30 protein-coding genes and 2 pseudogenes are annotated in these 25,063 nt (G+C 65.7%); 16 read left to right on the plus strand and 16 right to left on the minus strand.

From position 1 onward, the window contains the following. Together VKI00_RS02770 and glnX are read right to left on the minus strand one after the other, a co-directional pair. Positions 1-438, minus strand: a pseudogene (locus tag VKI00_RS02770) (transporter substrate-binding domain-containing protein); the annotation flags it as partial. Further along, positions 435-1,754 carry a protein kinase G-activating protein GlnX gene (glnX, locus tag VKI00_RS02775; RefSeq protein WP_324435165.1) on the minus strand — a complete coding sequence of 440 codons (1,320 nt, stop codon included), beginning with the start codon at positions 1,752-1,754 and terminating at the stop codon, positions 435-437. The pseudogene VKI00_RS02770 and the gene glnX, both read right to left, overlap by 4 nt. A 164-nt stretch (positions 1,755-1,918) precedes the next feature. Here glnX and VKI00_RS02780 point away from each other — a divergent pair, with 164 nt between their 5' ends. Further along, positions 1,919-2,542 (plus strand): NUDIX hydrolase, encoded by a 624-nt coding sequence (locus tag VKI00_RS02780; RefSeq protein ID WP_324435166.1) that lies wholly within the window; start codon positions 1,919-1,921, stop codon positions 2,540-2,542. On the opposite strand, the gene thiE is transcribed toward VKI00_RS02780, so the two are convergent. Further along, positions 2,514-3,173, minus strand: coding sequence for a thiamine phosphate synthase (thiE, locus tag VKI00_RS02785; protein ID WP_324435217.1), 660 nt, complete (start codon positions 3,171-3,173; stop codon positions 2,514-2,516). The genes VKI00_RS02780 and thiE overlap by 29 nt on opposite strands. A 190-nt stretch (positions 3,174-3,363) precedes the next feature. Here thiE and thiO point away from each other — a divergent pair, with 190 nt between their 5' ends. The 7 genes from thiO to VKI00_RS02820 all read left to right on the plus strand — a co-directional run bounded on the left by thiO (position 3,364) and on the right by VKI00_RS02820 (position 9,602). Further along, complete coding sequence (gene thiO, locus VKI00_RS02790; protein WP_324435167.1) at positions 3,364-4,380, plus strand: glycine oxidase ThiO; 1,017 nt, start codon at positions 3,364-3,366, stop codon at positions 4,378-4,380. Positions 4,381-4,429: 49 nt separating this feature from the next. Continuing rightward, the gene (gene thiS / locus VKI00_RS02795; protein WP_324435169.1) at positions 4,430-4,627 is read left to right on the plus strand and encodes a sulfur carrier protein ThiS; all 198 of its coding nucleotides are present in this window, start codon (positions 4,430-4,432) and stop codon (positions 4,625-4,627) included. Continuing rightward, positions 4,620-5,378: a thiazole synthase gene (locus VKI00_RS02800; RefSeq protein WP_324435171.1), complete on the plus strand. Its 759-nt coding sequence runs from the start codon at positions 4,620-4,622 to the stop codon at positions 5,376-5,378. The genes thiS and VKI00_RS02800 overlap by 8 nt, the downstream gene beginning before the upstream one ends. Next, positions 5,375-6,115 (plus strand): SGNH/GDSL hydrolase family protein, encoded by a 741-nt coding sequence (locus tag VKI00_RS02805; RefSeq protein WP_324435173.1) that lies wholly within the window; start codon positions 5,375-5,377, stop codon positions 6,113-6,115. Before VKI00_RS02800 ends, VKI00_RS02805 begins: the two co-directional genes overlap by 4 nt. A gap of 91 nt (positions 6,116-6,206) precedes the next feature. Continuing rightward, positions 6,207-7,166: a sensor histidine kinase gene (locus tag VKI00_RS02810; protein ID WP_324435175.1), complete on the plus strand. Its 960-nt coding sequence runs from the start codon at positions 6,207-6,209 to the stop codon at positions 7,164-7,166. A 22-nt stretch (positions 7,167-7,188) separates the two neighbouring features. Then, positions 7,189-8,670, plus strand: a complete 1,482-nt coding sequence (locus tag VKI00_RS02815; RefSeq protein WP_324435177.1) for a M28 family metallopeptidase — start codon at positions 7,189-7,191, stop codon at positions 8,668-8,670. 152 nt (positions 8,671-8,822) lie between these two features. After that, complete coding sequence (locus VKI00_RS02820) at positions 8,823-9,602, plus strand: hypothetical protein (protein ID WP_324435179.1); 780 nt, start codon at positions 8,823-8,825, stop codon at positions 9,600-9,602. A 38-nt stretch (positions 9,603-9,640) separates the two neighbouring features. On the opposite strand, the gene VKI00_RS02825 is transcribed toward VKI00_RS02820, so the two are convergent. The 3 genes from VKI00_RS02825 to VKI00_RS02835 all read right to left on the minus strand — a co-directional run bounded on the left by VKI00_RS02825 (position 9,641) and on the right by VKI00_RS02835 (position 12,314). Continuing rightward, positions 9,641-9,991, minus strand: coding sequence for a hypothetical protein (locus tag VKI00_RS02825; protein WP_324435181.1), 351 nt, complete (start codon positions 9,989-9,991; stop codon positions 9,641-9,643). A 74-nt stretch (positions 9,992-10,065) separates the two neighbouring features. Then, positions 10,066-10,386 carry a hypothetical protein gene (locus VKI00_RS02830; RefSeq protein ID WP_324435183.1) on the minus strand — a complete coding sequence of 107 codons (321 nt, stop codon included), beginning with the start codon at positions 10,384-10,386 and terminating at the stop codon, positions 10,066-10,068. 62 nt (positions 10,387-10,448) lie between these two features. Further along, on the minus strand, positions 10,449-12,314 hold the full coding sequence (locus tag VKI00_RS02835; RefSeq protein ID WP_324435185.1) for a serine/threonine-protein kinase: 1,866 nt from the start codon (positions 12,312-12,314) through the stop codon (positions 10,449-10,451). A gap of 153 nt (positions 12,315-12,467) precedes the next feature. On the opposite strand from VKI00_RS02835, the gene VKI00_RS02840 reads away from it, so the two are divergent. The 5 genes from VKI00_RS02840 (at position 12,468) to VKI00_RS02860 (ending at position 15,670) form a co-directional block, all read left to right on the plus strand. Continuing rightward, a complete protein-coding gene (locus VKI00_RS02840) occupies positions 12,468-13,646 on the plus strand; it encodes a BTAD domain-containing putative transcriptional regulator (RefSeq protein ID WP_324435187.1) in 1,179 nt (392 codons plus the stop codon). 81 nt (positions 13,647-13,727) lie between these two features. Continuing rightward, positions 13,728-13,892: a hypothetical protein gene (locus tag VKI00_RS02845; RefSeq protein ID WP_324435189.1), complete on the plus strand. Its 165-nt coding sequence runs from the start codon at positions 13,728-13,730 to the stop codon at positions 13,890-13,892. Further along, the gene (locus VKI00_RS02850) at positions 13,885-14,601 is read left to right on the plus strand and encodes an AIM24 family protein (RefSeq protein ID WP_324435191.1); all 717 of its coding nucleotides are present in this window, start codon (positions 13,885-13,887) and stop codon (positions 14,599-14,601) included. The genes VKI00_RS02845 and VKI00_RS02850 overlap by 8 nt, the downstream gene beginning before the upstream one ends. Positions 14,602-14,715: 114 nt before the next feature. Then, a complete protein-coding gene (locus tag VKI00_RS02855; RefSeq protein ID WP_324435193.1) occupies positions 14,716-15,192 on the plus strand; it encodes a lipoprotein LpqH in 477 nt (158 codons plus the stop codon). A gap of 100 nt (positions 15,193-15,292) precedes the next feature. Further along, positions 15,293-15,670, plus strand: a complete 378-nt coding sequence (locus tag VKI00_RS02860; protein WP_324435195.1) for an SHOCT domain-containing protein — start codon at positions 15,293-15,295, stop codon at positions 15,668-15,670. A 19-nt stretch (positions 15,671-15,689) separates the two neighbouring features. On the opposite strand, the gene VKI00_RS02865 is transcribed toward VKI00_RS02860, so the two are convergent. From VKI00_RS02865 to VKI00_RS02880, 4 genes and pseudogenes are all read right to left on the minus strand, one after another. Then, entirely contained in the window at positions 15,690-16,556 is an 867-nt protein-coding gene (locus VKI00_RS02865; RefSeq protein WP_324435197.1) for an LLM class F420-dependent oxidoreductase, read from the minus strand. A 15-nt stretch (positions 16,557-16,571) separates the two neighbouring features. Then, complete coding sequence (locus VKI00_RS02870) at positions 16,572-17,006, minus strand: MarR family winged helix-turn-helix transcriptional regulator (RefSeq protein ID WP_324435199.1); 435 nt, start codon at positions 17,004-17,006, stop codon at positions 16,572-16,574. Between the two features lie 56 nt (positions 17,007-17,062). After that, complete coding sequence (locus tag VKI00_RS02875; protein WP_324435202.1) at positions 17,063-17,407, minus strand: hypothetical protein; 345 nt, start codon at positions 17,405-17,407, stop codon at positions 17,063-17,065. A 105-nt stretch (positions 17,408-17,512) separates the two neighbouring features. Continuing rightward, a pseudogene (locus tag VKI00_RS02880) lies at positions 17,513-17,736 on the minus strand (hypothetical protein). Positions 17,737-17,864: 128 nt separating this feature from the next. Between VKI00_RS02880 and VKI00_RS02885 the strand changes: the two are divergent. Next, positions 17,865-19,106, plus strand: a complete 1,242-nt coding sequence (locus VKI00_RS02885) for a TetR/AcrR family transcriptional regulator (protein ID WP_324435204.1) — start codon at positions 17,865-17,867, stop codon at positions 19,104-19,106. Here VKI00_RS02885 and VKI00_RS02890 read toward each other — a convergent pair. From VKI00_RS02890 to VKI00_RS02900, 3 genes are read right to left on the minus strand one after another with little or no spacing between them, the layout of a single operon-like run. Next, on the minus strand, positions 19,081-19,356 hold the full coding sequence (locus VKI00_RS02890; protein WP_324435206.1) for a hypothetical protein: 276 nt from the start codon (positions 19,354-19,356) through the stop codon (positions 19,081-19,083). The two genes, VKI00_RS02885 and VKI00_RS02890, sit on opposite strands and share 26 nt — an antisense overlap. An 18-nt stretch (positions 19,357-19,374) precedes the next feature. Next, positions 19,375-20,859 carry an NAD(P)/FAD-dependent oxidoreductase gene (locus tag VKI00_RS02895; protein ID WP_324435208.1) on the minus strand — a complete coding sequence of 495 codons (1,485 nt, stop codon included), beginning with the start codon at positions 20,857-20,859 and terminating at the stop codon, positions 19,375-19,377. A gap of 53 nt (positions 20,860-20,912) precedes the next feature. Beyond that, on the minus strand, positions 20,913-21,266 hold the full coding sequence (locus VKI00_RS02900) for a helix-turn-helix transcriptional regulator (RefSeq protein WP_324435210.1): 354 nt from the start codon (positions 21,264-21,266) through the stop codon (positions 20,913-20,915). Positions 21,267-21,411: 145 nt separating this feature from the next. Here VKI00_RS02900 and VKI00_RS02905 point away from each other — a divergent pair, with 145 nt between their 5' ends. Next, entirely contained in the window at positions 21,412-21,861 is a 450-nt protein-coding gene (locus VKI00_RS02905) for an Hsp20/alpha crystallin family protein (protein WP_324435219.1), read from the plus strand. 89 nt (positions 21,862-21,950) lie between these two features. Further along, on the plus strand, positions 21,951-22,673 hold the full coding sequence (locus VKI00_RS02910) for a GAF and ANTAR domain-containing protein (protein WP_324435212.1): 723 nt from the start codon (positions 21,951-21,953) through the stop codon (positions 22,671-22,673). Here VKI00_RS02910 and VKI00_RS02915 read toward each other — a convergent pair. From VKI00_RS02915 to thiC, 3 genes are all read right to left on the minus strand, one after another. Then, positions 22,638-23,270, minus strand: coding sequence for an alpha/beta family hydrolase (locus VKI00_RS02915; RefSeq protein ID WP_324435214.1), 633 nt, complete (start codon positions 23,268-23,270; stop codon positions 22,638-22,640). The two genes, VKI00_RS02910 and VKI00_RS02915, sit on opposite strands and share 36 nt — an antisense overlap. Further along, positions 23,267-24,097, minus strand: a complete 831-nt coding sequence (gene thiD, locus VKI00_RS02920) for a bifunctional hydroxymethylpyrimidine kinase/phosphomethylpyrimidine kinase (RefSeq protein ID WP_324435215.1) — start codon at positions 24,095-24,097, stop codon at positions 23,267-23,269. Before thiD ends, VKI00_RS02915 begins: the two co-directional genes overlap by 4 nt. Beyond that, positions 24,094-25,063, minus strand: a 970-nt coding sequence (gene thiC, locus VKI00_RS02925) for a phosphomethylpyrimidine synthase (protein WP_324435216.1), incomplete at its 5' end; no start/stop codon positions are given. The genes thiD and thiC, both read right to left, overlap by 4 nt.

A 25,063-nucleotide genomic window follows, 5' to 3' on the forward strand; every position in this document is an offset into this window, starting at 1 on the left:
CAGCGCGGTGATGCGCTCGTCGGACGACAGGATCCGGTACTCGACCTGCGACGGGTTGCCGAAGATATCGCGCGCCACCTCGGCGGCAATGTCGACGTCGAATCCGGTGATCTCGCCGGTGATCGGGTCGCGGAAGCTGAACAGGTTGCTGCCGATGTCCAGGCCGACGATCAGCCTGCCGCGAGCACGGATATTCGCCACCGCGGCGTCGGCGTCGGCCGGGTTGGTAGATGGGCGCAGGCTGGCGGTGGGGTTGCAGCTGTCGGCGGACTTGTCCGGCGGCAGCGGCGGCTGGGGCGGCATCTCCTGCATGCCGGCCGGTGTGGGCGGCGGCAGCGCCGGCACCGGGGTGACGACCATGGCCGACGACTCGCTGCACCCGGCCAGCACCAGCGCCGCCGCCAGCGCGCACACGATGCGGAGCGGGCGTCTGGTCATCGGTACTCGCTTAGCCGGGGCCACAAACCGAGAGCGACCGCGACGGCGGCGCCCAGGCTGAGCACCACACCGCCGACCGTCGCGCCGGCCAGCCCGCGGCGCGCGTTGAGAATGTCGTCGCGCAGTTCGTTGCGGCTCTGCTCCATCGCCTTGCCCAGGGCCCGGTCGAGTTTGTCGAACGCGGGGGTGGAGTCGTCGTCACCGTTGCCCAGCGCGACTTGGGTGGCAGCCCGATAATTGCCCACCGAAATGTAGGCGTTGATCCGGTCGTCGGCCCGCCGCCACTGGCTCAGCAGTTGATCGGCGTCATGCAAGTCGTCCTTGTCGACCGCGTCGGGGCGGGCGAGATATTCGTCGAGCTGCTTGTGCATGGCGTCGATGCGTTCGTAGAAGGACTGCTTGCGGACCTCTTCGTCCCCGCGCCGGATCAATGACAGCGTCTCGTCGGCACGGGCCTGCTGGGCATTGATGGACATATTGGTGACGGTCTTCAACGACTCTGCCGCAGTGTCTTTGGCGGTGCGGCTGCCGCTGGTGGAAATCGCAAGAGCCGTCCCCACCCAGACCACCATAACGAGAATCCCGAGTGCGCCCGCGACAAGACCGGGGTTGATTCGCCGCTTGGTGTGTCGGGCCAGCCAGCGGTGGGCGAACGCGCCGAAGGCCGCCGTCGCGGTGACGACGAGGATCACCGGGGCCGGGATCTGCGTCGATGCCGTGGTCTCGGCGTCCACCCGTGCCGATGTCTCGTGGTAAAGCTGTTGGGCGTCCGGCAGGATCGTCGACTGCATCAGTGACGACGCCTCGGACAGATACGACGACCCGACCGGGTTACCGGCCCGGTTGTTGGTGCGGGCGATCTCGATCAGGCCCGTGTAGACAGACAATTCGGCGTTGATCCGTCCGAGCAACTGCACCAGCGGCTCGTCGGTCAGCCCGCTCGACGCGCGGGTCACCGCCACCGCCGCGTCGGTGATCGCCTGCTCGTAGCGTTGCCGGACGGCACTCGGTTCGGCCCGAGCGATGAAGGCGGTCGCGGCTGCCGCATCGGCCACCGACAACGTGGTGTACAGCCGTCCGGCCGCGAACGCCAGCGGCTCGGTGTGCTTCAACACCGTGGTCAGCACCTGCTGCCGCTGGTTGATCGTGGTCGACGTCGCGAACGCACTGAGCCCGCCGAGGATCGCCAGGATGAGACCGATGGTCAGGATGCGGCCCGGCGTCGTCGCGACGAACCACCAGCGGGGGTGGGCCGGCTCGGTCGGCGACCGCGAGCCCAGGGGCTCGGTCGACGGATGCGCCAACTCAACGGTCACGTCTGTTCGGACCTCATCTCTCGGGCGTACCTGTCACGAACTGTATAAGCAAAGTCTAAGAGTGTTTTCCCCAGATGCGGGGACCTGAGGGGTGATTGCTCGACTCCTTCTCGGCCAGCTGCGCTGGCCGCATCGTCGTCGGGCGGGCTGCTTATCCTGAACGCGTGCGCGGCGACGGTGACGGATGGGTGGTTTCCGACAGCGGCATGCATTACTGGGGCCGGCACGGCGCGGCCGGCTTACTATTGAGAGCGCCCCGGTCCGACGGTACGCCGGCGGTGTTGCTGCAGCACCGGGCGCCGTGGAGTCATCAGGGCGGAACGTGGGGGCTGCCGGGCGGCGCCCGCGACAGCCACGAGACCCCCGAGCAGGCCGCCGTCCGGGAGGCGCATGAGGAGGCGGGGCTGCCCGGCGAGCAGCTCTCGGTGCGGGCGACCGTGATCACCGCCACCGCCAGCGGCACGAACTGGACCTACACCACCGTCGTTGCGGACGCCGGCGAACTGCTGCACGCCGTGCCCAACCGGGAAAGCGCCGAACTGCGCTGGGTCGGCGAAGACGAGGTGGAAGAACTGCCGCTGCATCCAGGGTTTGCCGCCAGTTGGCAACAGCTGCGCACCGCACCGGCGATGGTGCCGTTGAGCCCCGATGACGAGCGGCGGCGGCACCTGCCACGCACCCTCGAGATCGAGGCCGGTGTTTTCGTGTGGTGCACCGCGGGCAGGCCCGACCAGCCGCCGTCCCTGCTGAGTTCCCGGATCAGCTCGCTGCTGCAAGCGCCGAACTGAGCCGCTCGGCCGCAGCCCGCGGATCCTCCGCCGCTGCGATCGCCCGGACCACGACGATGCGGCGAGCGCCGGCCTCCAGCACCTCCGAGAGCCGATCGGCGTCGATGCCACCGATGGCGAACCAGGGTTTGTCGGGTGCCAGATCGGCGGCGACACGCACCAGTCCGAGCCCCGGGGCGGGGCGTCCGGGTTTGGTGGGCGTCGGCCAGCAGGGCCCGACGCAGAAGTAGTCGACGGGCTCGGCGATCGCCGCGGCCACCTGGCCGTGATCGTGCGCCGACCGGCCGATCAGCGTGTCCGGTGCGAGGATGTCGCGTGCCACCGCCAGCGGCAGGTCATCCTGGCCGAGGTGCAGCACGTCGGCGCCGGCGGCGCGGGCGATGTCGGCGCGGTCGTTCACAGCGACCAGGGAGCCATGCCGGCGTGCGGCGTCGGCGAGGATCTCCAGCGCTGCCAGCTCGTCACGCGCCTCCAGCGGACCCAGCTGGCGCTCACCCGTCGAGCCCTTGTCGCGCAGCTGAATGATGTCCACCCCGCCGGCCAGAGCGGCATCGGCGAACTCGGCCAGATCGCCACGATCGCGGCGCGCATCGGTACACAGATATAGCCGTGCACTCGCCAGCCGGGCCAAACGCGCCCCGGCGACAATGCGGGCCGGCACGGCCCGAGGAAGAGCGGGGCCATCAGGTGCGTGCACACCGCGACGCTAGCCGCTAGCGTGGGAAGTCGACACGGGAGTCCCGCGAGCGGGGTCTGAGAATGGGCGCGTCGGCCCTTACCGTCACACCTGATCCGGATCATGCCGGCGAAGGGAGCGAAAGATGCCACCGGACTCGGGATCGCTGGCCGTCATCGGCGGCGGCGTCATCGGGCTGTCCGTGGCACGGCGCGCGGCTCAGGCGGGTTGGTCGGTGCGGGTACACCGCACCGGGCGGCCCGGCGCGTCCTGGGTGGCCGCCGGAATGCTGGCGCCGCACAGCGAAGGCTGGCCCGGTGAGGAGCGGCTGCTGCAACTGGGCCTGGAGTCGCTGCGGCTGTGGCAACAGGGCGGCTTCACCGACGGGCTGCCGGAGCAGCTGATCACCGCACGCGAGTCGTTGGCGGTCGCCGTCGACCGCGCTGATGTCGCCGACCTGCATACGGTTGCCGACTGGTTGTCCGCGCAAGGCCATCCGGTGATCTGGGAGTCGGCCGCGCGCGACGTGGAACCGGCGCTGGCACAGGGCATTCGGCACGGCTTCCGGGCGCCCACCGAGCTGGCGGTGGACAACCGCGCCCTGCTCGACGGGTTGGCGGCGGCATGCGAGCGGGTCGGCGTCCAATGGGATGGGCCGGTAGCAGAGCTGGGTTCGGTGCAGGCCGACGCGGTCGTGATTGCCAACGGCATCGACGCCCCGACACTGTGGCCCGGTCTGCCGATTCGGCCGGTGAAAGGCGAAGTGCTGCGGCTGCGCTGGCGTAAGGGGTGTATGCCGTTGCCGCAGAGGGTAATTCGTGCCCGCGTGCACGGACGGCAGGTATATCTGGTGCCGCGCGCCGACGGTGTAGTGGTGGGCGCCACGCAGTACGAGCATGGTCGCGACACTGCGCCGACCGTATCCGGTGTGCGTGACCTGCTCGACGATGCGTGCACGGTGATGCCGGCGCTCGGCGAATACGAGCTGGCGGAGTGCGTCGCCGGCCTGCGTCCGATGACACCGGACAACCTGCCGCTGGTGGGACGGCTGGATGCGCGCACGCTGATCGCCGCCGGCCACGGGCGCTCCGGTTTCCTGCTGGCACCCTGGACCGCCGAACAGATTGTTTCCGAACTCATTCCGGTTGGAGCCCGCGCATGATGATCCGCGGTGCGACGATGCAGAGCGAAGCGATGAGGAGGAGTGGCGCATGATGGTTACCGTCAATACCGAGCCACTTGAGGTCGATGATCAGACCACTGTGGCGGCGCTGCTGCAGTCGCTGGGCTATCCCGACCGCGGTATCGCGGTGGCCGTCGACCAAGCGGTGTTACCGCGATCCGATTGGGCGACAACTCTTTCCGACGGAGCACAACTCGAGGTGGTGACGGCGGTGCAAGGTGGCTGACTTAAAACTGACGATTGCCGGGCGCAGCTTCGCGTCGCGGTTGATCATGGGCACCGGAGGCGCGGCCAACCTGGCAGTCCTGGAGGAAGCCCTGGTCGCATCCGGCACCGAGCTGACCACCGTCGCGATGCGCCGGGTGGACGCCGAGGGCGGCACGGGCATGCTCGACCTGTTGAGCCGACTGGGCATCACGCCGCTGCCCAACACCGCGGGCTGCCGTGGCGCCGCGGAGGCGGTGCTGACCGCGCAGCTCTCCCGTGAAGCGTTGGGTACCGAGTGGGTGAAGCTGGAGGTGATCGCCGACGAACGCACACTGCTGCCCGACGCCGTCGAATTAGTCAGAGCTGCAGAGCAATTGGTCGACGACGGGTTTGTGGTGTTGCCATACACCAACGACGACCCGGTGCTGGCCAAACGACTGGAGGACACCGGCTGCGCGGCGGTGATGCCGCTGGGCTCGCCGATCGGCACGGGTCTGGGCATCGCCAATCCGCACAACATCGAGATGATCGTCGCCCAGGCCCGCGTCCCCGTCGTCCTCGACGCCGGCATCGGGACCGCCAGCGACGCCGCGCTGGCGATGGAGTTGGGATGTGACGCGGTGCTGCTGGCGACCGCGGTGACCCGGGCCGCCGACCCGCCCGTGATGGCCGCGGCGATGGCCGCAGCTGTGACGGCCGGCTATCTGGCCCGCCGGGCCGGCCGGATTCCCAAGCGATTCTGGGCACAAGCCTCCAGCCCGACGCTATGAGCGGGCGCTATGTGGCGCTCGGCAGTTCGATGGCGGCCGGTCCGGGTATTCGGCCCCAGGCGCCGGGCGCGCCGTTCGGGTCGGGCCGGTCGGCACGCAACTACGCCCACCTCGTCGCCGAACGACGGAACCTCAACCTCGTCGACGTCACGTTTTCCGGCGCCACCACCGCGCATGTGCTTGCCGAACGTCAGCGCGGAGCGCGGCCGCAGATCGACGCGCTGGACGGCTCCGAAGAGTTGGTCACCCTCACAATCGGTGGCAACGACGTCGGATACGTGCCGCTGCTGATGGCGGCGACGTTGCCCCGGCCGCTCCGGCTACTTCCCGCGATCGGTGCGCTGTTTGACCGCGACGCGCGCAAGCGAGCGCTTGACGGCGTCGGCGACTCGTTGCGCGCGGTCGGCACCGCGGTGCGTCGCCGTGCGCCGCGCGCCCGGGTGGTGTTCGTTGACTACCTCACTCTGCTGCCGCCGGACGGTGTGCCCGCCCCGCCGTTGTCGGCCGCGGAAGCCGACCTTGGCCGCCACGTCGCCGCGCGCCTGGAAGAAGCCACCGCGGCGGCCGCGCAGGCCACTGGCTGCGAGCTGGTGCGCGCCGGAGAAGCCAGCAAGGAGCATCATGGCTGGTCGGCGGACCCGTGGGCAGCGGGTGCGGGGTGGCCGCTGCCGTGGCGCCCGGCACCGTTTCACCCCAACGCCGCGGGCATGCGTGCCGTGGCGGATTTGATCGTCTAACCGACAGACAGAAACGGTTAGTTTTCCGCCGCCTGGGTAAATGTACGAAGCGACATTCCAGGGAAGCACTGGCGAGGATCAATCCGTCGACATGACAGTGACAGCACACGCGCGAATTCCAGCTTTCGATCATTGCGCGCTGCTCTACCACTCGGATGACGAGTACATCGATTGGTTGGTGCGGTTCATCTCCGACGGTTTGGACCTTGCGGAGCCGGTGTTGGTCGCAGTGCCGGGCAACAGGTTGGCGTTGCTGCGGCGCGCATTGGGTAACGCAGCGGCGGACATCACGATGGCGGACATCACCGGTTTTGGGCGCAATCCCGGCCGAATCATCGCGGCGCACCTCGCTTTTGTCGAAAGGCACCCGGACGATCACGTCCGGATCGTCGCTGAACCGGTTTGGGCGGGCCGCACCGCGTTCGAAACGTCCGCGTGTATGCAGCATGAGGCACTGGCCAATATCGCGTTGGACGGTTTGGATGTGACCGGTCTATGTCCCTACGACGCCTCGTGCCTGGACCAAAGCGTCCTGGCCGACGTCCTCCTCACGCATCCGCAGATCTGGCAAGGCGGTTCACGTAAACACAGTCCGGAGTACGCGCTCGATGCCGCACTCGACCGGTGCAATCGACCCCTGGCGACCAACCCCGCCGCGGTGACGTACACCGTCAGCGAGCCGGCCGACCTGGCCGGTGCCCGCAAGTGTGTTGATCGCTACGGGCGGCTGCTTGGCATGTCCGCGGACCGGGTCGCCGACCTCATGCTGATCGCCACCGAGCTGGCGACCAACAGCCTCAACCATGCCGGCGGTGCATGCCGACTGGCGTTCTGGTACGAGGCCGGGCACGTGGTCTGCGAGGCGCGCGACATGGGCCACTGGACAGATCCGCTCGCCGGCCGCCGACCGCCCGCCTCGCCGGGGGCGGGCCCGTACGGGCTCTTCGTCGTCAACGCGATCGCGGATTTGCTGCGCACCCACACGACACCGGGGGGCACCACCATTCATGCCTACCTGGGACTCGACCATTCCGACGAACACGTCACCTGATGCGCCGTCTAACCTGAGCGCGATGGTTAATAAATCAAAACCGTTCCTCGCCGGGATTGCGGCCATCGCGTTGGTGGCAGGCGGGTGTGCACCGTCTGACAGTGTGGGGCCGCTGAAGCGGGTATCGGCCCCGGATTTCGCCGCTGGCCTGCGCGGGCGGGTCAGCGCCGACGGGATGATGGCGCACCTGACCAAGCTGCAGGACATCGCCAACGCCAACGGCAACACCCGCGCGATCGGCACACCGGGCTACGACGCCAGCGTCGACTACGTGGCGGGCAAGCTGCGGGACAAGGGTTTTGACGTGCAAACCCTTCAGTTCGAAGCGCGGGTGTTCCACTCCGATCCCGCGTCGGTGACCATCGGAGACCGGACGGTCGAAGCGAAGGCTTTGGAATACAGCCCCGCCACCCCGCCCATCGGGGTGACCGGTCCGCTGGTGACGGTTTCGGATGACAACCCGGCCTGCAATGCCTCCGATTACGGCAGCCTGCCGGTCAACGGCGCGGTGGTGCTGGTGGACCGCGGCACCTGCCCATTCGCCCAGAAGGAAGCAGCCGCCGCGCAGCGCGGCGCCGTCGCGATGGTCGTGGCGGACAACGTCGTCGAGGAGCAGATGGGCGGCACCCTTGGCGAGAACACCGACGTCAAGATCCCCGTGGTCGGCGTGACCAAGCCCGACGGCGCGGCGCTTCGCCTCACCTCGGGGCCGGCAACGGTAAAGCTCTCCGCGGAAACCAAGACCATGCAAGCCCGCAACGTCATCGCGCAGACCAAGACGGGCCTGACTAGCGACGTGGTGATGGCCGGCGCGCACCTCGACAGCGTTCCCGAGGGGCCCGGTATCAACGACAACGGGTCCGGGGTGGCGGCGGTGCTGGAGACCGCGCTGCAACTGGGCAGCACACCGCAGATCCGCAACGCGGTGCGGTTCGGCTTCTGGGGTGCAGAGGAACTCGGGCTGATCGGGTCGAGGAAGTACGTCGCGTCATTGGATGTCAACGCGCTCAAGGACATTGCGCTGTATTTGAACTTCGACATGCTCGCGTCGCCGAATCCGGGCTACTTCACCTACGACGGGGATCAGTCGTTGCCCAACGACAAGCGGGGCGATCCGGTGGTGCCGGAGGGCTCGGCCGGGATCGAGCGTTCGCTGGTCGCCTACCTCAACTCGGCCGGCAAGAAGGCGGAAGATACCTCGTTCGACGGTCGGTCCGACTACGACGGCTTCACTTTGGCGGGTATCCCGTCGGGCGGGTTGTTCTCGGGCGCCGAGAACAAGAAGACACCGGAAGAGGCCAACCTGTGGGGCGGCGCCGCCGACCAGCCGTTCGACCCGAACTACCACAAGAGCACCGACACGTTAGAGCACATCGACCGGACCGAGCTCGGCATCAACGGCGGCGGTGTCGCCTATGTAACCGGTTTGTACGCCCAGGATCTCACCGGCCGTAACGGTGTCCCGATTCGCGAGGACCGCACCCGGCACGAGCTGGCCAAGTAGGCGTTTCTGCACCTTAATTAACGCTTACAACAAACTGTGCGAAACCTAAGTGCCGAGACAGTGTGCGGAGTAGGTTCCCCGTCATTCAGTGGGTCTGAACTGATCCACAACACTGCGTACCCCAGGGGGTGCAGTCGGGGAAAGGAAGATCGATGAAGCGCACTACTCGTGCCGGTCGGCTCGCAGGACTGGCAGTCGGATTAGGCATCGGGGCGGCGCTGCCCGCCAGCCCGGGGACGGCTTCGGCCGACCCCGCGTCACCAGTTGACGCGAATGATTTGGCGGGGGCCTCCTCGGCCGCCGCAGACGCGCAGTCGTTTGATCCGAGCAACCTCGCCATCTCGGTGGACGGCTTCACGCTGTATCAAACCGGCACCGCGACCGCCACGTCGGGGGGTTTGGGGGATATCGCGATCGCCGATGGCGCCAATAGCGAAGCCATTGCCAACGGCGGCGCCTTCAGCGTCGGCGATTTCGCCTACGCCCAGGGCAACGCCCTCGCCGACGCCGCCGGCGGCAGCTTTGACACGGCCACCGCCGTCGGCAACGGCGCCGGGTCCTATGCCTTCGGCGACTTCGACACCGCCACTGTTACCGGCAACGACGCCGAGGCGAAAGCAGTCGCGGGCTTCTTCGAGGTCGCCTCCGTCGTCCAAACCGGCAGCAGTTACGACGAGGCCGTCGCCGCTGGCCCCGGCTTGGGTGTTTTCGGCGCCTTCAACGATGCCTACGTCGATGGAACTGGCAGCACCGCCACCGCGGGCGACCCAGACGGTACTACCTTCGGCGGCTTTGACATCGCCTCCGTCGTAGGCAACGACAGCACCGCCACCGCGGGTGACCCCGGCAATTTCGACTTCGCCTCTGCCACGGGCGACATTCTCCACGCGGTGGCCAGCGGCGGGAACTTCATGAGCGACATCCTGCCGTAGATATAACGCATCAGCTCCTACTCGCCGTCAACGCGTAATCAGAGGCCGGGCAAGCAGTTAACGAAGGGAATGAGGCCCGGGCATTGCTGGGCAATGTTCGGCGGATTCGCGGGCGGCGGAGGCGGCGGGATCGGAGTTGGAAATAGGTTGGGTCCCTCCCAATAGTGGGCGGGTGCCTTCGTCCGCACGTCGTAGGCGAAATAGTAGGTGTGGCAGACACCCATATCCCACACCAGGTCTGCATCCGACCGTGGTGGATCGTTCGGCATGGGTTGCCCGGGGCACCACTGAAATGGGCCGTAGTTATAGGCCTGGGCGGTGCCGGCTCCCAGTCCCGCACCGACCGACAACAATACGGTCGTTGCTACTCCAACGAGTACTCGCTTCATAGGCCGCAGAGTATCCTCACGTGACCTGGAAAAACGGCGAAGCCGCAAAGATCGGTCCATCGTTGGCTCATTCGCTACAGGCCGGGCAAGCAAATCGGGGCTCCGTAGCACGGCGGCGGACCATGAGGCGGTGGAGTATCGCCATCCCAAACAAACTCGCCGGCATTGCCCATACCCCCGACCGGCACCCAGAACCAGGTGTGGCAGATATTGGTGTCCCAATGGACATCGCCCTCCGGCAACGGCTGCCCCGGGCACCAGTGATGCGGAACCGAGAAGTTGTCTCCGGGCTGGGCCTGCGCGTCACCTGCGGCCAGTCCGATAGCGCCTAGCGTGAGGCCGCCCGACAACAGCACAGTGGCAATCACCCGCTTCCGGGTGCGGATAGTTTTCATGGTCGCGACGGTAAGTCCGGGACCAGAATGGATTCTTAACGATCCTGACCCGAGACTTCTGGCTAGTCGCCGGTGCGCTCGAACTTGTCTTCGAAATCGCCGCCGGCGCAGGCGCTTCCGGTCGTTACATTTTGGCCATGCCCGGTGAGCACCGGAATCGGCTCCTGTAGCGGGTCAGGCAGTGGATACTCCGCGGTGAGTTTGATATGCACCGTGCCGCCGAGATTGCACGGTACGGTGCCCTCGTCGTCGCGGGTCCACTTTCCGCCGCTGAAGACAAGTGGCACAACGCCGTCGGGCGCGTGGAACAGGCTCATGCACCGCTCGCCGGTGCGAAGACACTCGGTACGGACAGTGAGATCGTCTTGTCCCGGCGCAGAATTGCCGTTCGCGTAGGTGATCGTTTCGTGGTACCGGCCGTGTAGCGCCATGGCCGGGGACGCCGCCCGCGGCGGTAGGGTGGCCGGGTCGGGAACTTTGGCGACGTCGGGATCGCCAGTGCGGGTGAAGGTTACGCTTCGTTTTCCGGCGCTGCAGCTGTTCGTGGTGGACCTGACGGTTTCGCCTTTCAGGGTGCCGTCGGGCTGTGGTTGCAGGGTGAACACCACCCAGACTTCGGCAGGCGCGTTATTACACGGCGTTGAGCCGAGGCCCACGGCCACCCAGCTGCCGCCCACCTGATCGAACACCAAATTCGAGACCAGCACGATTCCGCTGCCGCCGACGTAAGACGCCGTCGCCACGCAGCCGCCGGAGCCGCACGTCGAGCGCACGTCCCAGGTGCCGGTCATCGGCGGCGCACCGGCGACCGGTTTACCCTCGAGATCGGTTCCCGGGCCATAATCCGCCCGGTAGGTGCCAGCAAAAGCATCGGCTTTCGCGGTGGCCGACGGGCTCGCCGTGCCGGCCTGACGGCGGTGCCCGAAAAGCGTCACGCCGGCGACGACAACGGCGGCGACGATCAGCAACGGGATGACCACAAGCGCCGCAAGCCGAGCCTTCGAACGCGAAACCCGCTGCAGGCCAGCCCCGATCGCGGACGCCGTCGCAACTTGGCTTGGCTGGGTCGGCGGTAGGGTGTGCAAGTGCGCGCTGGGCGGCCCGAGATGGTGCTGCAATGCGGTGGCGAATTCTCGGCAGCTGGCGAATCGGTCGGCGGGCGCTTTGGCCATCGCCTTGGCCAGCACCGGATCCAGCCCAGCCAACTCCGGGCGGCATTGCTCGAACGATGGCGCGGGGGCCATGCAATGTTTGGTGATGACCACCGCGGGATTGGAATCGACATACGGCGGCGCGCCCGTCAATAGGTGAAATGCCGTGCAGGCCAGCGCATACTGATCGGCGCGGCCGTCGAGCGACTCACCCTTCAACTGCTCGGGCGCCGCATAGGACACCGTACCCACCGCCATGTTCGTCTCGGTCAGCCCCGATACATCATCGATGCGCCGAGCGATTCCGAAGTCCGCCAGGAAAATTCGTTGCGACTGAGAGTCCAGCAGAATGTTGGCCGGTTTGACATCGCGGTGCAGCAGCCCCCGCTGATGCGCGTAATCCAATGCCGAACCGACTGCAGTAATGATCGCCAGCGCGTCAGCGAGGGGCATTCCGTCCGGGTGGTGCTCGCGCACGAACCGACCGGCGTCGGTGCCCGCGACGTAGTCCATCGAAATCCAAAACTGCTCTTCGTATTCGCCGCGGTCGTGGACGCCCAAGATGTTGGGATGCGACAAGCTGGCGGCCAAATCGGCCTCGCGCAGGAACCGCTCGCGATATTGGGGGTCGGCGGTCAACTCCGCCGACAACACCTTCAGCGCATCCTGGCGCGGTAGCCGGGGATGGGCGGCTAGGTACACCGTGCCCATCGCGCCGGCGCCCAGTACCCGCAGGATGGTGAATCCCGCAAACAGTTCGCCCACCGACACCGGCATGGCCAAATCCTATTCCCGGCATTTCAGCGGCATGATCAATTCAAACTGATCGCCAGCACGGCCCACGGGGGTCAACCGGCTATGCTGCTGCTACTTAGCTGGCTTACTCGTTGGGCTCAGGAACATCACGATCGGGGACTGGTTGGGGGCGCGATGACTGCGGCTTCGCCACGTACCGGCCCTGACGACGCGACGGACGGCGACGACGTCGAATTCGGCGTGTTGGGCCCGTTGCAGATGAGCGTCGGGGGCGAGTTGGTGCCGTTGGGCACGCCGAAGCAACGTGCCGTGCTGGCGGTGCTGGTCGTCAACGCCAATCGACCGGTGGACATCGACACGCTGATCAGCGCCGCCTGGGATCAACGGCCACCGCCCGGAGCGAGAGCCACACTGCACGCCTACATCTCCAACCTGCGTCGCCTGATGAGGGGCGCGGGTATCGACCGGGCGCTGCTGGCCAGCGCGCCGCCGGGGTACCGACTGACCGTCGCTCCCGATCAGTCTGACCTCGGGCGTTTTCGCACCAAAAAGGACGCCGGAGTGCATGCCGCGGCCGCCGCGCAATTCGAGCAGGCCAGCCGGCTCATGTCAGATGCGCTGGCCCAGTGGCGCGGGCCGTTCCTGGAGGACCTGCGGGATTTCCAATTCGTGGAGACCCTTGCCACGGCCTTCGATGAGGAAAAGGTCGTCGCTCACACCGCTCATGTTGAGGCCCAAATCGCCTGCGGCCGACCGGACGCCGTGATCATGGAACTACAGACGCTGATCGACGAGCATGCCTACCGCGAGCCGCTGTGGGCGCAGCTGATCACCGCCTACTATTTGGCAGGCCGCCAATCAGATGCCCTCGACGCTTACCTGCGGCTCAAAACCAGACTGGCCGAAGACTTGGGCATTGACCCGGGCCCCAAGCTACGGGAGCTCTATGAGCAAGTCCTGCGCCAGGAAGAGGTGGATGTGCGCAGAGCTGCTCAGGCCCATGCCGAAGACACGTTAGTGTCGTCCGTCGCCGTCGAGGGCAACGCAACCCCGACCCGCCGGCCCGTCGCGGCCGCGTTGCGCGCCGCCGACGGTCAACGGTATGCGTTGACCGTCGGCACGGCCACCCGGATCGGCCGCAGCTCCGATAATGACATCGTGCTGTCCGACGTCAAAGTCAGCCGTCACCACGCGGTCATCACCGACAACGGCACGGCATTGACGATCACGGATCTGGGATCAGTCAACGGGGTCCGAGTGGACGGGAAGCGGATCGATCCGAGCGCCGAACTGCGGGACGGCGATCGTCTTCGCATCGGCGATCAAGAATTCACGCTCGAAACCAAGCGTTAGTATTCTTCCGCCACAACGGAATTCATGAGATGGGGTCGGACTACTTAGAATCCATTAAGGCCTCCGCCGGACCCTATAGGCATGACGAACACCAACCTCAGCAACACACCACAAACAGAGCGATTCTTCTACAGCAAGCAGCGATGGCGGCGCCAGGACGAATGGGGTAACCAGCGTCTGGCCGACGAGTTCGGTCGTGTCGTGTTCACGAATGTCCCGCGGCACGCCAGGGCCGACGATGAGTAACACCTATCGGCCCGAGCCGCCCCAACTACTACCGACCACCATCGCGGACGGGAGCGCGCCGGGCGTGTACTACCGCATCCACGGAGAGCTGGTGCCGGTACTGCACATCTGGCTGGACGGCAGCGTCCCGGTGTTTTTCGAGCACCACGTCGTGCTCTGGAAAGAACCGTCGCTCGCCATCGGGATCAAAGGTAAGGGTGCGTTCAAGCGCATGATCGCCGGCATGCAGCTGCTTTTGACCGAAGCGCGTGGGCCGGGACAGGTCGCATTTTCCCGTGATGGAAGTGGCCACGTGTTCCCGCTGCATTTGCGCCCCGGTTCCGCGGTAGAGGTGCGTGAGCACCAATACCTGGCGGCGACAGGCAATCTGGAATATGGATTCACCCGCCAGAAGGGGATCAAGAACATGATGTTCGGCTCGACCGGGTTCTTCGTGGACCGGTTCGCCGCGACAGAGTCCGAAGGCGTCGTGTGGTTGCACGGCTACGGCAACGTTTTCGAGAAAGTCCTTGGTCCCGGTGAGCAGATCGACGTGGAGCCGGGAAGCTGGATCTACCGCGACGAGAGCGTGCGGATGGACCCGCATGTGTTTGGCTTGCGCACCGGAATATTCGGCGGCAGTGGCAATCTCATCTTCAACCGTTTCACCGGACCCGGCCGTGTTGGCATCCAGTCGATGTACCTGGACATGGCGACCGGCGCGGAGTGAGCGTCACTGCTGAGCAGTCCATTAAGGATCCAGTAAGCCCTGTCCCGCAAAGTGTTTAACGCGTCGCGATGAGCGACGAAGAACGATCAGCAATGAAGAAAAGGAGCGTAGCTAATGAAACGCGAAATCATGATCACGGCCACCGCGGCGGCAATCCTCGCCGTGGCGTTGGCGGGCTGTTCCCACAGCGGGACGGTCAGATCCGGCAATGGAGCGGTGGCCGCGACCAGCGACGCGAACACCAAGGTGCTCGTCGACGGTCACGACCAAAGCGTCAAGGGCACGGTTGCCTGCACCAACGCCGCCGGCAGCGTCAACATCGCTATCGGTGGGCCCACGGCCGGTGCGTCGGGTGCCCCCACGGCGATCGGCGCTGTGCTAACGGATGCCAACCCGCCGGTCGTCAAGTCCGTCGCGCTCGGCAACGTCAACGGCGTGTCGTTGGGAGTTGGCGGGACCTCAGGCAACGCCAGCGCCACCAAGGACGGCAACTCCTACAAGATCACCGGCACCGCGAGCGGCGCGGACATGTCCAATCCGATGGCGGGACCGGTGAGCAAGCCCTTCGAAATCGACGTGACTTGCCCGTAGCCAACCCACATGTGGCGTATCGGCCCGCGGCAACGGGCCGATACGCCACCCACCTCACGCTCCTGCAACCAGGAGCTAACTCCCAGAAAGGAATACATCAATGAACAACCGGACCAAAGTGGTGCTCGGAGCGACCGTCGCGCTACTCGTCTTCTGGATCCTCTTGCGTGTTGTCGTGCTGAGCCAGGCCGGCGTATCCGGCGTTGGGGTCTTCTACTTCGCCCTGCCGATCGGCGGTGTCGTCGCGATTCTGCTGCTTCTGTTGCGACTCGGCCTGCTCAACTTCGGCGAAAGGCCAAGCGCCACAGTGCAGCACTGGCAGCACAACACTGCGGCGCGGGGGCATCAGCCGGTGTCTGCGCCTTCGGAGGCACCGGCGTGGCAGCGCCTGCAGGAGCTTGATGCCCTCCGGGCCAACGGCGCCATTTCGGACACCGAATACGCCGAGAAGCGCGCCCGTCTCATCTCCGCCATCTGATCCACAACGTGGCTGCGGCTCAACCGATCTCGGATACCCTGGACATCAGCTTGTCCCCGAAGCGCTGCACGAAGCCGGCGGGGTCCGGGGTGCCCGGGACCGGGCCGATGTTGATCATCTCGATGCCCAGCTCGGCGTAGTCTTCCAGCCGCTTCAGATAGCCGTCGACGTCGTCGAACGGATCCGCGAACAGCCCAACTGTCTTGCGGATCTCGGCGACGTCGCGGCCTTCATTCTCGCAGTGACGCGTCAACACCTCGATCTTGTGCCTGAGTACCTCGGGCTCGGAATCGGTGCAGTTCCAGACATCGGCGTACTGCGCGACCAGCCGCAGTGTCTTCTTTTCGCCGCCACCGCCGATCAGGATCGGCGGCCGACGAATCGGCTTGGGCACACAGATTGTTTCGGCCAGCTGATAGTGCTTGCCGTTGTAGGGACCGTCGTTGCCCCACATCTGCAGGCAGATCTGCAGCGTCTCTTCGAGCATCTCGAACCGCTCACGCAACGGCGGATACGGGACACCCAACGCGACATGCTCGCGCTCGTACCAGGCGGCTCCGATACCGAACGCCGACCGGCCCTGCGAGAGCACGTCGAGCGTGGTGACCGTCTTGGCCAGCACTCCCGGATGCCGATAGGTGACCCCGGTGACCAGCAGCGCTAGCTCGATGCTGGCGGTCTGACCGGCCAGATAACCCAGCGACGTGTAGCCCTCCAAGAACGGATCTTCCGCACGCCCAAAGTTTTCCATCTGGAAGAAATGATCGGCCAGGGTGAATATCGACGCACCGATGTCTTCGGCGGCCTTGGCGGTCGCGACCAGCGTCGGCGCCAGATTCGCCGGATCGCCGGGCAGAAAGTCGATGAAGTGTATTCCCAATCCCATTGGTAACTCCCTTCGCTAATTGGTTAAGCGCTGGAGCAGGGAAAACGCGTCGAGGATGACGCGGCGTTCCCGCTCCGAGTAGCGCTCCTGCATGGCACGGGCCAGCCATTCCTCGCGGACCTGACGGTCGCTTTCCGCGCGGCGCCGGCCCGCGGTTGTCAATGAGATCACTTGGCGCCGACCATCATCGGGGTCGGGCGCACGCCGGATAAGGCCGTGCCCCGAGAGCCCGGTCAGTATCGTCGCCATCGACTGCGGACGCATCCGCTCGGCGGCAGCCAACGCGCTGGCCGACGAAGGTCCTTCTTTCCAGAGCCGGGTGAGCACCGCGGTTTGCGACGGCGTCAGATCATTACCGGTCGAGACATCCTTCAGCTGGCGTCGTAGCCGGCTGAACGTCACCCGAAGATCTCGGGCAGCCGCTCCCGCCGACTCGCTGATCCCATCCACAGCCGCCAGTCTAAACTTAACAGTCTAGACTGTCCAGTTTTAACTGTCGAATACGGCTATGTGCTGTCCCCGCTCAATTCCCAGAAGCGCGAGCTTTCCTCGTCAGAAGGTTTGGTGTGCGCCCAGATCGCGACAAGGCCGGTGAGTATCACCCAGCCCAGGACGACAGCCGGGATCGCCCAGATGCGCCGCAGCAGCAGTGCCGTATCACATTGCGCGACGAGGCCCTGGCCGCCGGCGTCGGAGGCCTGCGACAGGTTCGAACTGAAGCCTCTGCCGCAGGCGATCTGCACGCCGTAGTGGTCGTACTGGCTCAGATAAACCGGAAACCAGAGTGCCAGCAGCCCGACCACGACCAGTGACGCGCCGACGATGGCGATGTATAGCTGACGATTGCTCACGGACTTCCTTTCAAATCTTGATTGCGGCGGCGACGGAGGCCGGCCGCTCAGTTATGTGAATGGAAGTATCGAGAACGGTCGGGGGCACTCCGGTGGCTTCAGCGCTCATGTCATGCACACGTTCGCGAACAGCAGCACCGGCCAGGACACGATCGAGCCGAGGAACGACACCACGAAGTCGGCACCGTGCATGTGCTGCAAATGGGCGGTGTGTGTCGTCGACCAATGGTTCCCACCAGCAGATATGGTGTCTCGACGATCAGCCCGAGGCCGATCAACTCGGCGACGGTGATTTGGTAGCCAAGCACTTGGCGAACTTTGCTCAGCATCTCCAGATACCCTTCGACCCAATTTCGCACATCGTCCTCAACGGACGACGAACAATCCACTATGTTAATGATTGTTCTGACTCTTCGGTAGCTTTTTGAGCTAATGATCTGCGCGCTAGGGTGAGGCGGTGACGAGCGCGCGCACCGAGCCTGCCGCCGTCGTGCGCCGCCGGCCCAAAGACCGCAAAGCTCAGATCGCCCGGGTGTCCGCCGAGTCGTTCAGCGCGCTGGGCTACCACGCAGTCAGCATGGAAGCCATCGCGGCCCAGGTCGGAATCTCCGCGCCGGCGCTGTACCGGCATTACGCCAGCAAGTACGACCTGTTCCGCGGCGCGGTCCTGGCCTTGGGTCAGCAACTGGTCGACTGCACCGATTTTGCCGACGCGGAACCGGCCGAGCTCTCAGCTGCCGACGCGGCTGCGACATTGGATCGACTGGTCGACGCGCTGATCGACGTGACGTTGGCGAACCGCGAGTCCGGCGGGCTGTACCGGTGGCAAGCCCGATACCTGCACGGCGACGACCAATCCACTTTGATGGAGCAATTGCGGGTGGTCAATCGTCGAATCCAACGGCCGCTCATGGCGATTCGGCCGACGTTGACGTCGTCGCATCGGTGGATGTTGTCGTCGGGGCTGCTCAGCGTGATCGGCAGCATCGTCGACCACCGGGTTGCGCTGCCGGCCGCCGAGATCCGCACGCTGCTGGCCGAAGCCGCCTCGGCTGTGCTCGGCGCCGAGCTGCCCAAGCCAAAGGATGCGCTGAGCCGCCCTACGTCCTGGCGGATCTTCGAATCGGATACCGGTGTCTACGAAGCCCTGTTGCAGGCGTCGATGGTGTTGTTCAACGCTAAGGGCTACCCCGAGACGAGCATGGCGGAGATCGCTTCGGCGGTCGGTATCCCGGTGTCCGGGATCTACCGGTATTTCCCCGGCAAGTGCGACATCCTCTCGACGGGGTTGCGGCGGGCGGCCGACCGGGTTTCCGGCCGATTGTCGACGATCCTGACCGGTCTAACCGAGCCACGCCAGATGCTCACGCTGTTGATCGAGGCTTACGTGGCAACGTCGTTCGCCAATCCGGAACTGGTCGCGATCTACTACACCGAGCGGGTCAACCTGACTCGGGTGGACGAGCAGTTGTTGCGCAGTGTGCAGCGCACCACGATCGACTCCTGGATGCGTCTGCTTACCTCGGCCCGCCCGGAACTGACGCCGACACAGGCGCGCATTTTGGTGCACGCGGCGATGGCCATGGTGGTCGACGTGGGACGGCTGGTGCAATACGAGCACCCGGCCGACAACTCCGCCTACCCGCAAGCTTGTGTGCGAAAACTGATGCAGGTTATGGTGTTTGGGAGTGGCGAATAGCATTCCCGCCCAGGTAGGCGAGATAGCCGATCAGCCCGACGATGGCCAGGCTGCGGGTCGGCCGACTGCTGAAACCCAGACCCAGCACCGTCTCGATACTGCCGTTGGTGTAGACGTGCTGACGGGTGTTACGTGGAAATGCGGCCTTGGTGATCGGCTCGAACAACCGCGGACTGGTGAAGTGCGAGAGCCCGGCCCCGGCCAGTGCCAGACCGGAAAAGCGGGCGAGGCGGTTGCTATTGCGAGACATGGTTTTCGCAGTCCTCCGTTAGCCGATTGCGTAGTCGCTCAGCGGGAATCGAGAGCCGTCCCGCACGGCGTTGCGCACTGACGTCGGCCGTAGCAGCGTCGCCTCCCCGCTGTGGTTGAAGTAGTAGGACCGCGACGTTGCGCAGTCACCCGCGTAGAACACCGAGCTGTCCAGATATTTGGTCATCCGGTCCAGGAAGCGCGCGTTGGCGTCTTCGGTGACCTCGAATGTGCTTGCGCCCCTTCGCTTCACCTCGCCCAGCAACCGGTCCATATGCCGCATCTGGTATTCCATGGTGTTGAAGAAGGACAACCCGGAGAAGGCGTACGGGCTGGCCAGGCTCAGGTAGTTGGGGAAGTACGGAACCGACACCCCTTGGTAGGCCTGGAACCTGTTCTCCCGCCACCACTTTCCGAGATTTCTGCCGTCGCGGCCGACCACCTCGATGGCCGGGAAGTTGGCGTCCCACAGATCGAATCCGGTGGCCAGCACCAGGGTGTCGATCATGGCCTTGCGCCCGTCGTTGGTGACGATGCCATCGGGCTCGATACGGCTGATGCCGCCGGTCTCCAGGTGCACATGCGGTTTGGTGAAGCTGCGGTAATAGTCGTTGGACCAGCTCGGCCGTTTACAGCCAATGTCGTAATCGGGCGTCAGCTTGCGCCGCAATTCTTTGTCCCGAACCTGCACGAACCGATGAATCTTGCACAGGTCCATCCCGGCGATGGACAGCCGCCGGAAATAGCGGTAGTTCAGCACGGCGGTGAGCGTCATGAACTCGAGCAGGTTGTCGGTCACCCAGCGCACTGCCCGTTGGGCGACTGGCACCCGGGCGAACAGCCGACGTACGGCCGGCGCGATCCCGAAGTCCAGCTTGGGCGCCACCCAGATCGCGGTGCGCTGGTAGACCGTCAAGTCGGCCACCGTCTTTGCCAGTTCGGGGATGAGCTGGATCGCGGTGGCACCGGTGCCGATCAGGCCGACCCGACGACCCGCGAAGTCGTAGCTGTCGTCCCACGCGGTGGTGTGCACGACCTTGCCGTTGAAGCTGGTGATGCCCGGGATGTCCGGCGTGTGCGGTTGGGACAGAAAGCCGGTGGCACTGATCAGGAAGCGCGTGGTCAGCGTTTCACCACCGGCAAGCGCGACCTGCCACAGTTGCGAGTCCTCATCCCAGCGGGCGCTTTCCACCGTCGTGTTGAACCGCATGTGACGGCGCACGTCGTACTTGGCGGCGACATCGTTGGCGTACTGCTTGAGCTCCGGGCCGGTGGCGAACAGCCGCGACCAGTTCGGGTTGGGCTCGAACCAGTAGGAATACGTGGTCGACGGGATGTCGACGGCCAGGCCCGGATAGCGGTTGACGTGCCAGGTTCCGCCCAAGTCGGCCTCGCGGTCGAGGATGGTGATGTTGTCGTAGCCGAGGCGCTTCAGCTGGATCGCCGCACCGATGCCGCCGAAGCCGGCGCCCACGACGACGACGTCGAGATGCTCCGCAGTCATGGAACGACAATATACCCGGTACCCCTGGTATCGGGAATCGCCAGCGCGCGGGCTCAGCCGCTGTCGGTTTTGGGTTTGGCTTTCTCCTTGGCTTTCGTGCCCGCTGAAGAGACGGCCCGGTTGGCAGCGAGCAGCGCCGCGTTGTCGTCTTGCAGGTTGAGGATTTGGGCGATGCCGGCGAGGTTGACACCGGCGGCAACCAGCTCGCTGATGCGCTGCAACCGAGCCAGGTCGTCGGCGCTGTAGCGGCGGGTGCCGCCGTCACTGCGTGAAGGGGTCAACAAGCCATGGCGCTCGTAGAGACGTAGCGACTGCACCGGGATGCCGGAGAGTTCGGCGGCCACGGTGATGCCGTAGACGCCTTGGCTCGGGTCGGGCATGTCTGGCGTACCAGGTCGATCGATCATCACAAGCTATCCTTGGCTGCACACACAGGAAATCTTTGTAACACACTTGCGACATCATCGCATGCATGCTATATCAAATCTGTGTCATTCAACACAGATTATAGATGACATCCTGCAGAGGATAGGAGAGTCGGAGGTGACCACGATGTTGATGCGTACCGACCCGTTCCGTGACCTGGACCGCTTCACCCAGCAGGCGCTGGGCACCGCCGCCCGTCCGGCGGTGATGCCGATGGACGCGTGGCGCGAAGGTGATGCGTTCTTCGTTGAGTTCGACCTGCCTGGCATCGACCAGGATTCATTGGACCTCGACATCGAACGCAATGTTGTAACTGTGCGTGCGCAGCGCCCTGCCGTTGATCCGAACCGGGACATGCTGGCGACCGAGCGGCCGCGCGGAGTGTTCAGCCGGCAGCTGGTTCTGGGCGAGAACCTCGACACCGAGCGGATCGAAGCCTCGTACTCCCAAGGCGTGCTACGGCTGCACATTCCGGTGGCCGAGAAGGCCAAGCCTCGCAAGATCACGATCGGTCGCGGCGACGGCCATGACGCCCTCAACAGCAAAGTCGCCAAGCGCGAGGTGATCGACGCCTGATTGTCCGGTGGCGGCAGCGGGGGACGCGCAGTGTGAACCCGCTGCCGCCCCGGCGCCGTCGGCCTGATCGAGAAAGAGTGGAGTTTGCCATGCCGTCTTGCAGCCATGTCGATCCGGCAAGCGTGTTCACGTCGCTGGCTGACATCGTCACTGAGGGTTTGACGCCGAAAGAAATTTATGCCGCGATCTGTGTAGCGGCCACAATGATGGTTCCCGGCTGCGACCATGCCAGCTTGATGATCAGCCGTGGCGGCGCTTGCAGCACGGCGGCCGTTAGCGACCCCGTCGCGCACGCGATCGACAAACTCGAGCTGGCGCTGGGCAGTGGGCCGTGCCTCGATGCCTTCGACGAGCAAACCGCTCAAATAGCGTCGGATCTGACCACTGGCGGTCGGTGGCCGGTATTCGCAGCCCGCGTGGTCGCCGAAACGCAGGTTCGCGGCGCTCTGAGTGTCCGGATGCTGGTGGATCGCGCCAAAGTGGGTGCGCTCAACCTGTTTTCCGACACACCCAATGTATTCGACACCAAGTCAGTCGAACGGGCCCTCGTGTTGGCGGCGTTCGCCACGGTGGCTGCCAACGCCGCAGCGTATGGCGAAGACGCGGCCGGGCTGCGCCGGGGGCTGGCCAGCAACCGCGCGATCGGCAAGGCCGTCGGCATGCTGATGGTGCTCAACGACGTCTCCGAGGACGAGGCGTTCGACATTCTCCGCCGAACCTCCCAAGACACCAACGTCAAGGTCGCTGACATCGCGGCCGAGTTCATTCGGCGTCGCTCAGCGCAGCAGCTTCAATGCAGCGTCGACCGCTAACCCGGCGACGTCGAGGGTCTTCGAGCCTAGGTCGTGGCGCGCGCCGGTGATCTCGACGATCTCGGTCGGTGCGGGAATCAAAGCCGCGGCGGCGCGCACCTCGTCGACGGTGCCGAACGGATCCGACGTGCCGTGGGTGAACACCGTCGGCACCGCGATGTCCGGCAGGTGCTCGGTGCGGGCGCGTTCCGGCTTACCGGGTGGATGCACCGGGTAGGAGAACAGCGTCAGCACGTCCACCCGCGCTTCCTTCGCCGCCACCACCATCGACGTCTGGCGGCCGCCGTAGGAATGGCCGCCGGCGATAAGCGGGCCCGCGGCAAGGTCGCGGCAAACGGTGGTCGCCTCGACGATGCCGGCGCGGTCGGTTGCCGCCGAACCCGACGGCGGCCCCTTGGGCCGTCGCCGCCGGTAAGGCAGGTTGTAGCGGACCGCAAGCCAGCCGCGCCGGGCCCACTCGTCGCAAAGTTGTTGCAGCAGTGCGGATTCCCTGCTACCGCCGGCGCCGTGTGTCAACACCACAATTCCTTTTGGGCCACCGGGCGGGGCACGCTCGGGTTCGTGCGCGACGCCTGCGATCTGCTCGAGATGGTTCACGGCGACAGCCTGAACAGCGGAGACACCGGGCCGTGGCCGTGCCCGAGCGGATAGGCGGCACGCAGGCATCCGGTTACCCATTGCTTGGCGAACGCGACGGCGTCCGGCACGGTGTAGCCATGGGCCAGGGCGCAGGCCGTCGCGGCGGCCAGGGTGTCGCCGGCGCCGTGGTCGTGGGTGGTGTCCACCCGCGGCGAGGTGAACTCGTGAAAGTCGTTGCCGTCGAACAACAGATCCGTGCTGCTGGCCGACCCGAGCAGATGGCCGCCCTTCACCAGCGCCCACTGCGGCCCCAGGGCATGTAGCCCGCGAGCCGCGTCGGCCTGGGTTTTCGCGTCGATGACTTCGATGTCGACCAGCAACCGTACCTCGTGCAGGTTCGGCGTCACCAGTGTCGCCAGCGGAAACAGTTCGGCGCGAAGGGAATCCAGTGCGCTGCGGTCGAGCAGCGGATCGCCGTGCATCGACGCGCAGACTGGATCGACCACCAGTGGCGCGCCGGCGCCATGCTCGCGCCAACTCCGCGCGACCGCGGTGATGATCTCCGCCGACGCCAGCATGCCGGTTTTGGCGGCCTGCAGCCCGATGTCGTGGCAGACCACCTCGATCTGGGCGGCGATGACATCGCCGGGCACTTTGTGAAAACCCTTGACGCCCACCGAATTCTGCACCGTCACCGCCGTCACCGCGCACAGCGCATGCACCCCCAACAAAGTGCAGGTGCGGATGTCGGCCTGGATACCCGCGCCGCCGCCGGAGTCCGATCCGGCGATCGTCAGCACCCGCAGCGGCGTCGTACCGGGCGGCGCCAGCGGCAGGTAATTCACTGCGTTATCGGCAGATACACCCGGTTGCCGTGCTCGGCGAACTCGGCCGACTTCTCCGCCATGCCTTGCTGCATCGCCGCCTCGATGGCTTCCTCGCTGTCGAGCCCGTGCTCGGCGGCGTAATCGCGGACATCCTGGGTGATGCGCATCGAGCAGAACTTCGGACCGCACATCGAGCAGAAGTGTGCGGTCTTAGCCGGTTCGGCCGGCAGCGTCTCGTCGTGGAAGTCCTTTGCGGTGTCCGGGTCCAGGGACAACGCGAACTGGTCGTTCCAGCGGAACTCGAACCGTGCCGTGCTCAATGCGTCGTCACGCTCCTGCGCGCGTGGATGGCCCTTGGCCAGATCGGCCGAATGCGCGGCGATCTTGTAGGCGATCACTCCGTCCTTGACGTCCTTGCGATCCGGCAGCCCGAGGTGCTCCTTGGGGGTCACGTAGCACAGCATCGCGGTGCCGGCTTGGGCGATGATGGCCGCGCCGATCGCCGAGGTGATGTGGTCATAACCCGGCGCGATGTCGGTGGCCAGCGGCCCCAGGGTGTAGAACGGGGCCTCTTCGCACAGCTCCTCTTCGAGCCGCACATTCTCGACGATCTTGTGCATCGGGATGTGCCCCGGCCCTTCGATCATCACCTGTGCGCCATGGGCTTTCGCGATCTTGGTCAGTTCGCCCAGGGTGCGCAGTTCGGCGAACTGCGCGGCGTCATTGGCGTCGGCGATCGAGCCCGGCCGCAGCCCGTCGCCAAGCGAGAACGTGACGTCGTAGCGCGCGAAGATATCGCAGAGCTCCTCGAAGTTGGTGTAGAGGAACGACTCCTGGTGATGGGCCAGGCACCACGCCGCCATGATCGACCCACCCCGGGACACGATGCCGGTGACCCGCTTGGCGGTCAGCGGCACGTAGCGCAGCAGCACGCCGGCGTGCACGGTCATGTAGTCCACGCCCTGCTCGCATTGCTCGATCACG

It is taken from the genome of Mycobacterium sp. (genome assembly GCF_035314665.1).
Classification (GTDB): Bacteria; Actinomycetota; Actinomycetes; order Mycobacteriales; family Mycobacteriaceae; genus Mycobacterium.

Coding starts and splice junctions, on each gene's coding strand:
- VKI00_RS02820 (WP_324435179.1), top strand. CDS start 8,823: ATGAAGCGCACTACTCGTGCCGGTCGGCTCGCAGGACTGGCAGTCGGA.
- VKI00_RS02835 (WP_324435185.1), bottom strand. CDS start 12,314: ATGCCGGTGTCGGTGGGCGAACTGTTTGCGGGATTCACCATCCTGCGG.
- thiS (WP_324435169.1), top strand. CDS start 4,430: ATGATGGTTACCGTCAATACCGAGCCACTTGAGGTCGATGATCAGACC.
- VKI00_RS02840 (WP_324435187.1), top strand. CDS start 12,468: ATGACTGCGGCTTCGCCACGTACCGGCCCTGACGACGCGACGGACGGC.
- VKI00_RS02855 (WP_324435193.1), top strand. CDS start 14,716: ATGAAACGCGAAATCATGATCACGGCCACCGCGGCGGCAATCCTCGCC.
- VKI00_RS02895 (WP_324435208.1), bottom strand. CDS start 20,859: ATGACTGCGGAGCATCTCGACGTCGTCGTCGTGGGCGCCGGCTTCGGC.
- VKI00_RS02825 (WP_324435181.1), bottom strand. CDS start 9,991: ATGAAGCGAGTACTCGTTGGAGTAGCAACGACCGTATTGTTGTCGGTC.
- VKI00_RS02810 (WP_324435175.1), top strand. CDS start 6,207: ATGACAGTGACAGCACACGCGCGAATTCCAGCTTTCGATCATTGCGCG.
- VKI00_RS02905 (WP_324435219.1), top strand. CDS start 21,412: ATGTTGATGCGTACCGACCCGTTCCGTGACCTGGACCGCTTCACCCAG.
- VKI00_RS02860 (WP_324435195.1), top strand. CDS start 15,293: ATGAACAACCGGACCAAAGTGGTGCTCGGAGCGACCGTCGCGCTACTC.
- VKI00_RS02845 (WP_324435189.1), top strand. CDS start 13,728: ATGACGAACACCAACCTCAGCAACACACCACAAACAGAGCGATTCTTC.
- VKI00_RS02815 (WP_324435177.1), top strand. CDS start 7,189: ATGGTTAATAAATCAAAACCGTTCCTCGCCGGGATTGCGGCCATCGCG.
- VKI00_RS02865 (WP_324435197.1), bottom strand. CDS start 16,556: ATGGGATTGGGAATACACTTCATCGACTTTCTGCCCGGCGATCCGGCG.
- VKI00_RS02910 (WP_324435212.1), top strand. CDS start 21,951: ATGCCGTCTTGCAGCCATGTCGATCCGGCAAGCGTGTTCACGTCGCTG.
- VKI00_RS02830 (WP_324435183.1), bottom strand. CDS start 10,386: ATGAAAACTATCCGCACCCGGAAGCGGGTGATTGCCACTGTGCTGTTG.
- VKI00_RS02890 (WP_324435206.1), bottom strand. CDS start 19,356: ATGTCTCGCAATAGCAACCGCCTCGCCCGCTTTTCCGGTCTGGCACTG.
- VKI00_RS02805 (WP_324435173.1), top strand. CDS start 5,375: ATGAGCGGGCGCTATGTGGCGCTCGGCAGTTCGATGGCGGCCGGTCCG.
- VKI00_RS02900 (WP_324435210.1), bottom strand. CDS start 21,266: ATGATCGATCGACCTGGTACGCCAGACATGCCCGACCCGAGCCAAGGC.
- thiO (WP_324435167.1), top strand. CDS start 3,364: ATGCCACCGGACTCGGGATCGCTGGCCGTCATCGGCGGCGGCGTCATC.
- VKI00_RS02850 (WP_324435191.1), top strand. CDS start 13,885: ATGAGTAACACCTATCGGCCCGAGCCGCCCCAACTACTACCGACCACC.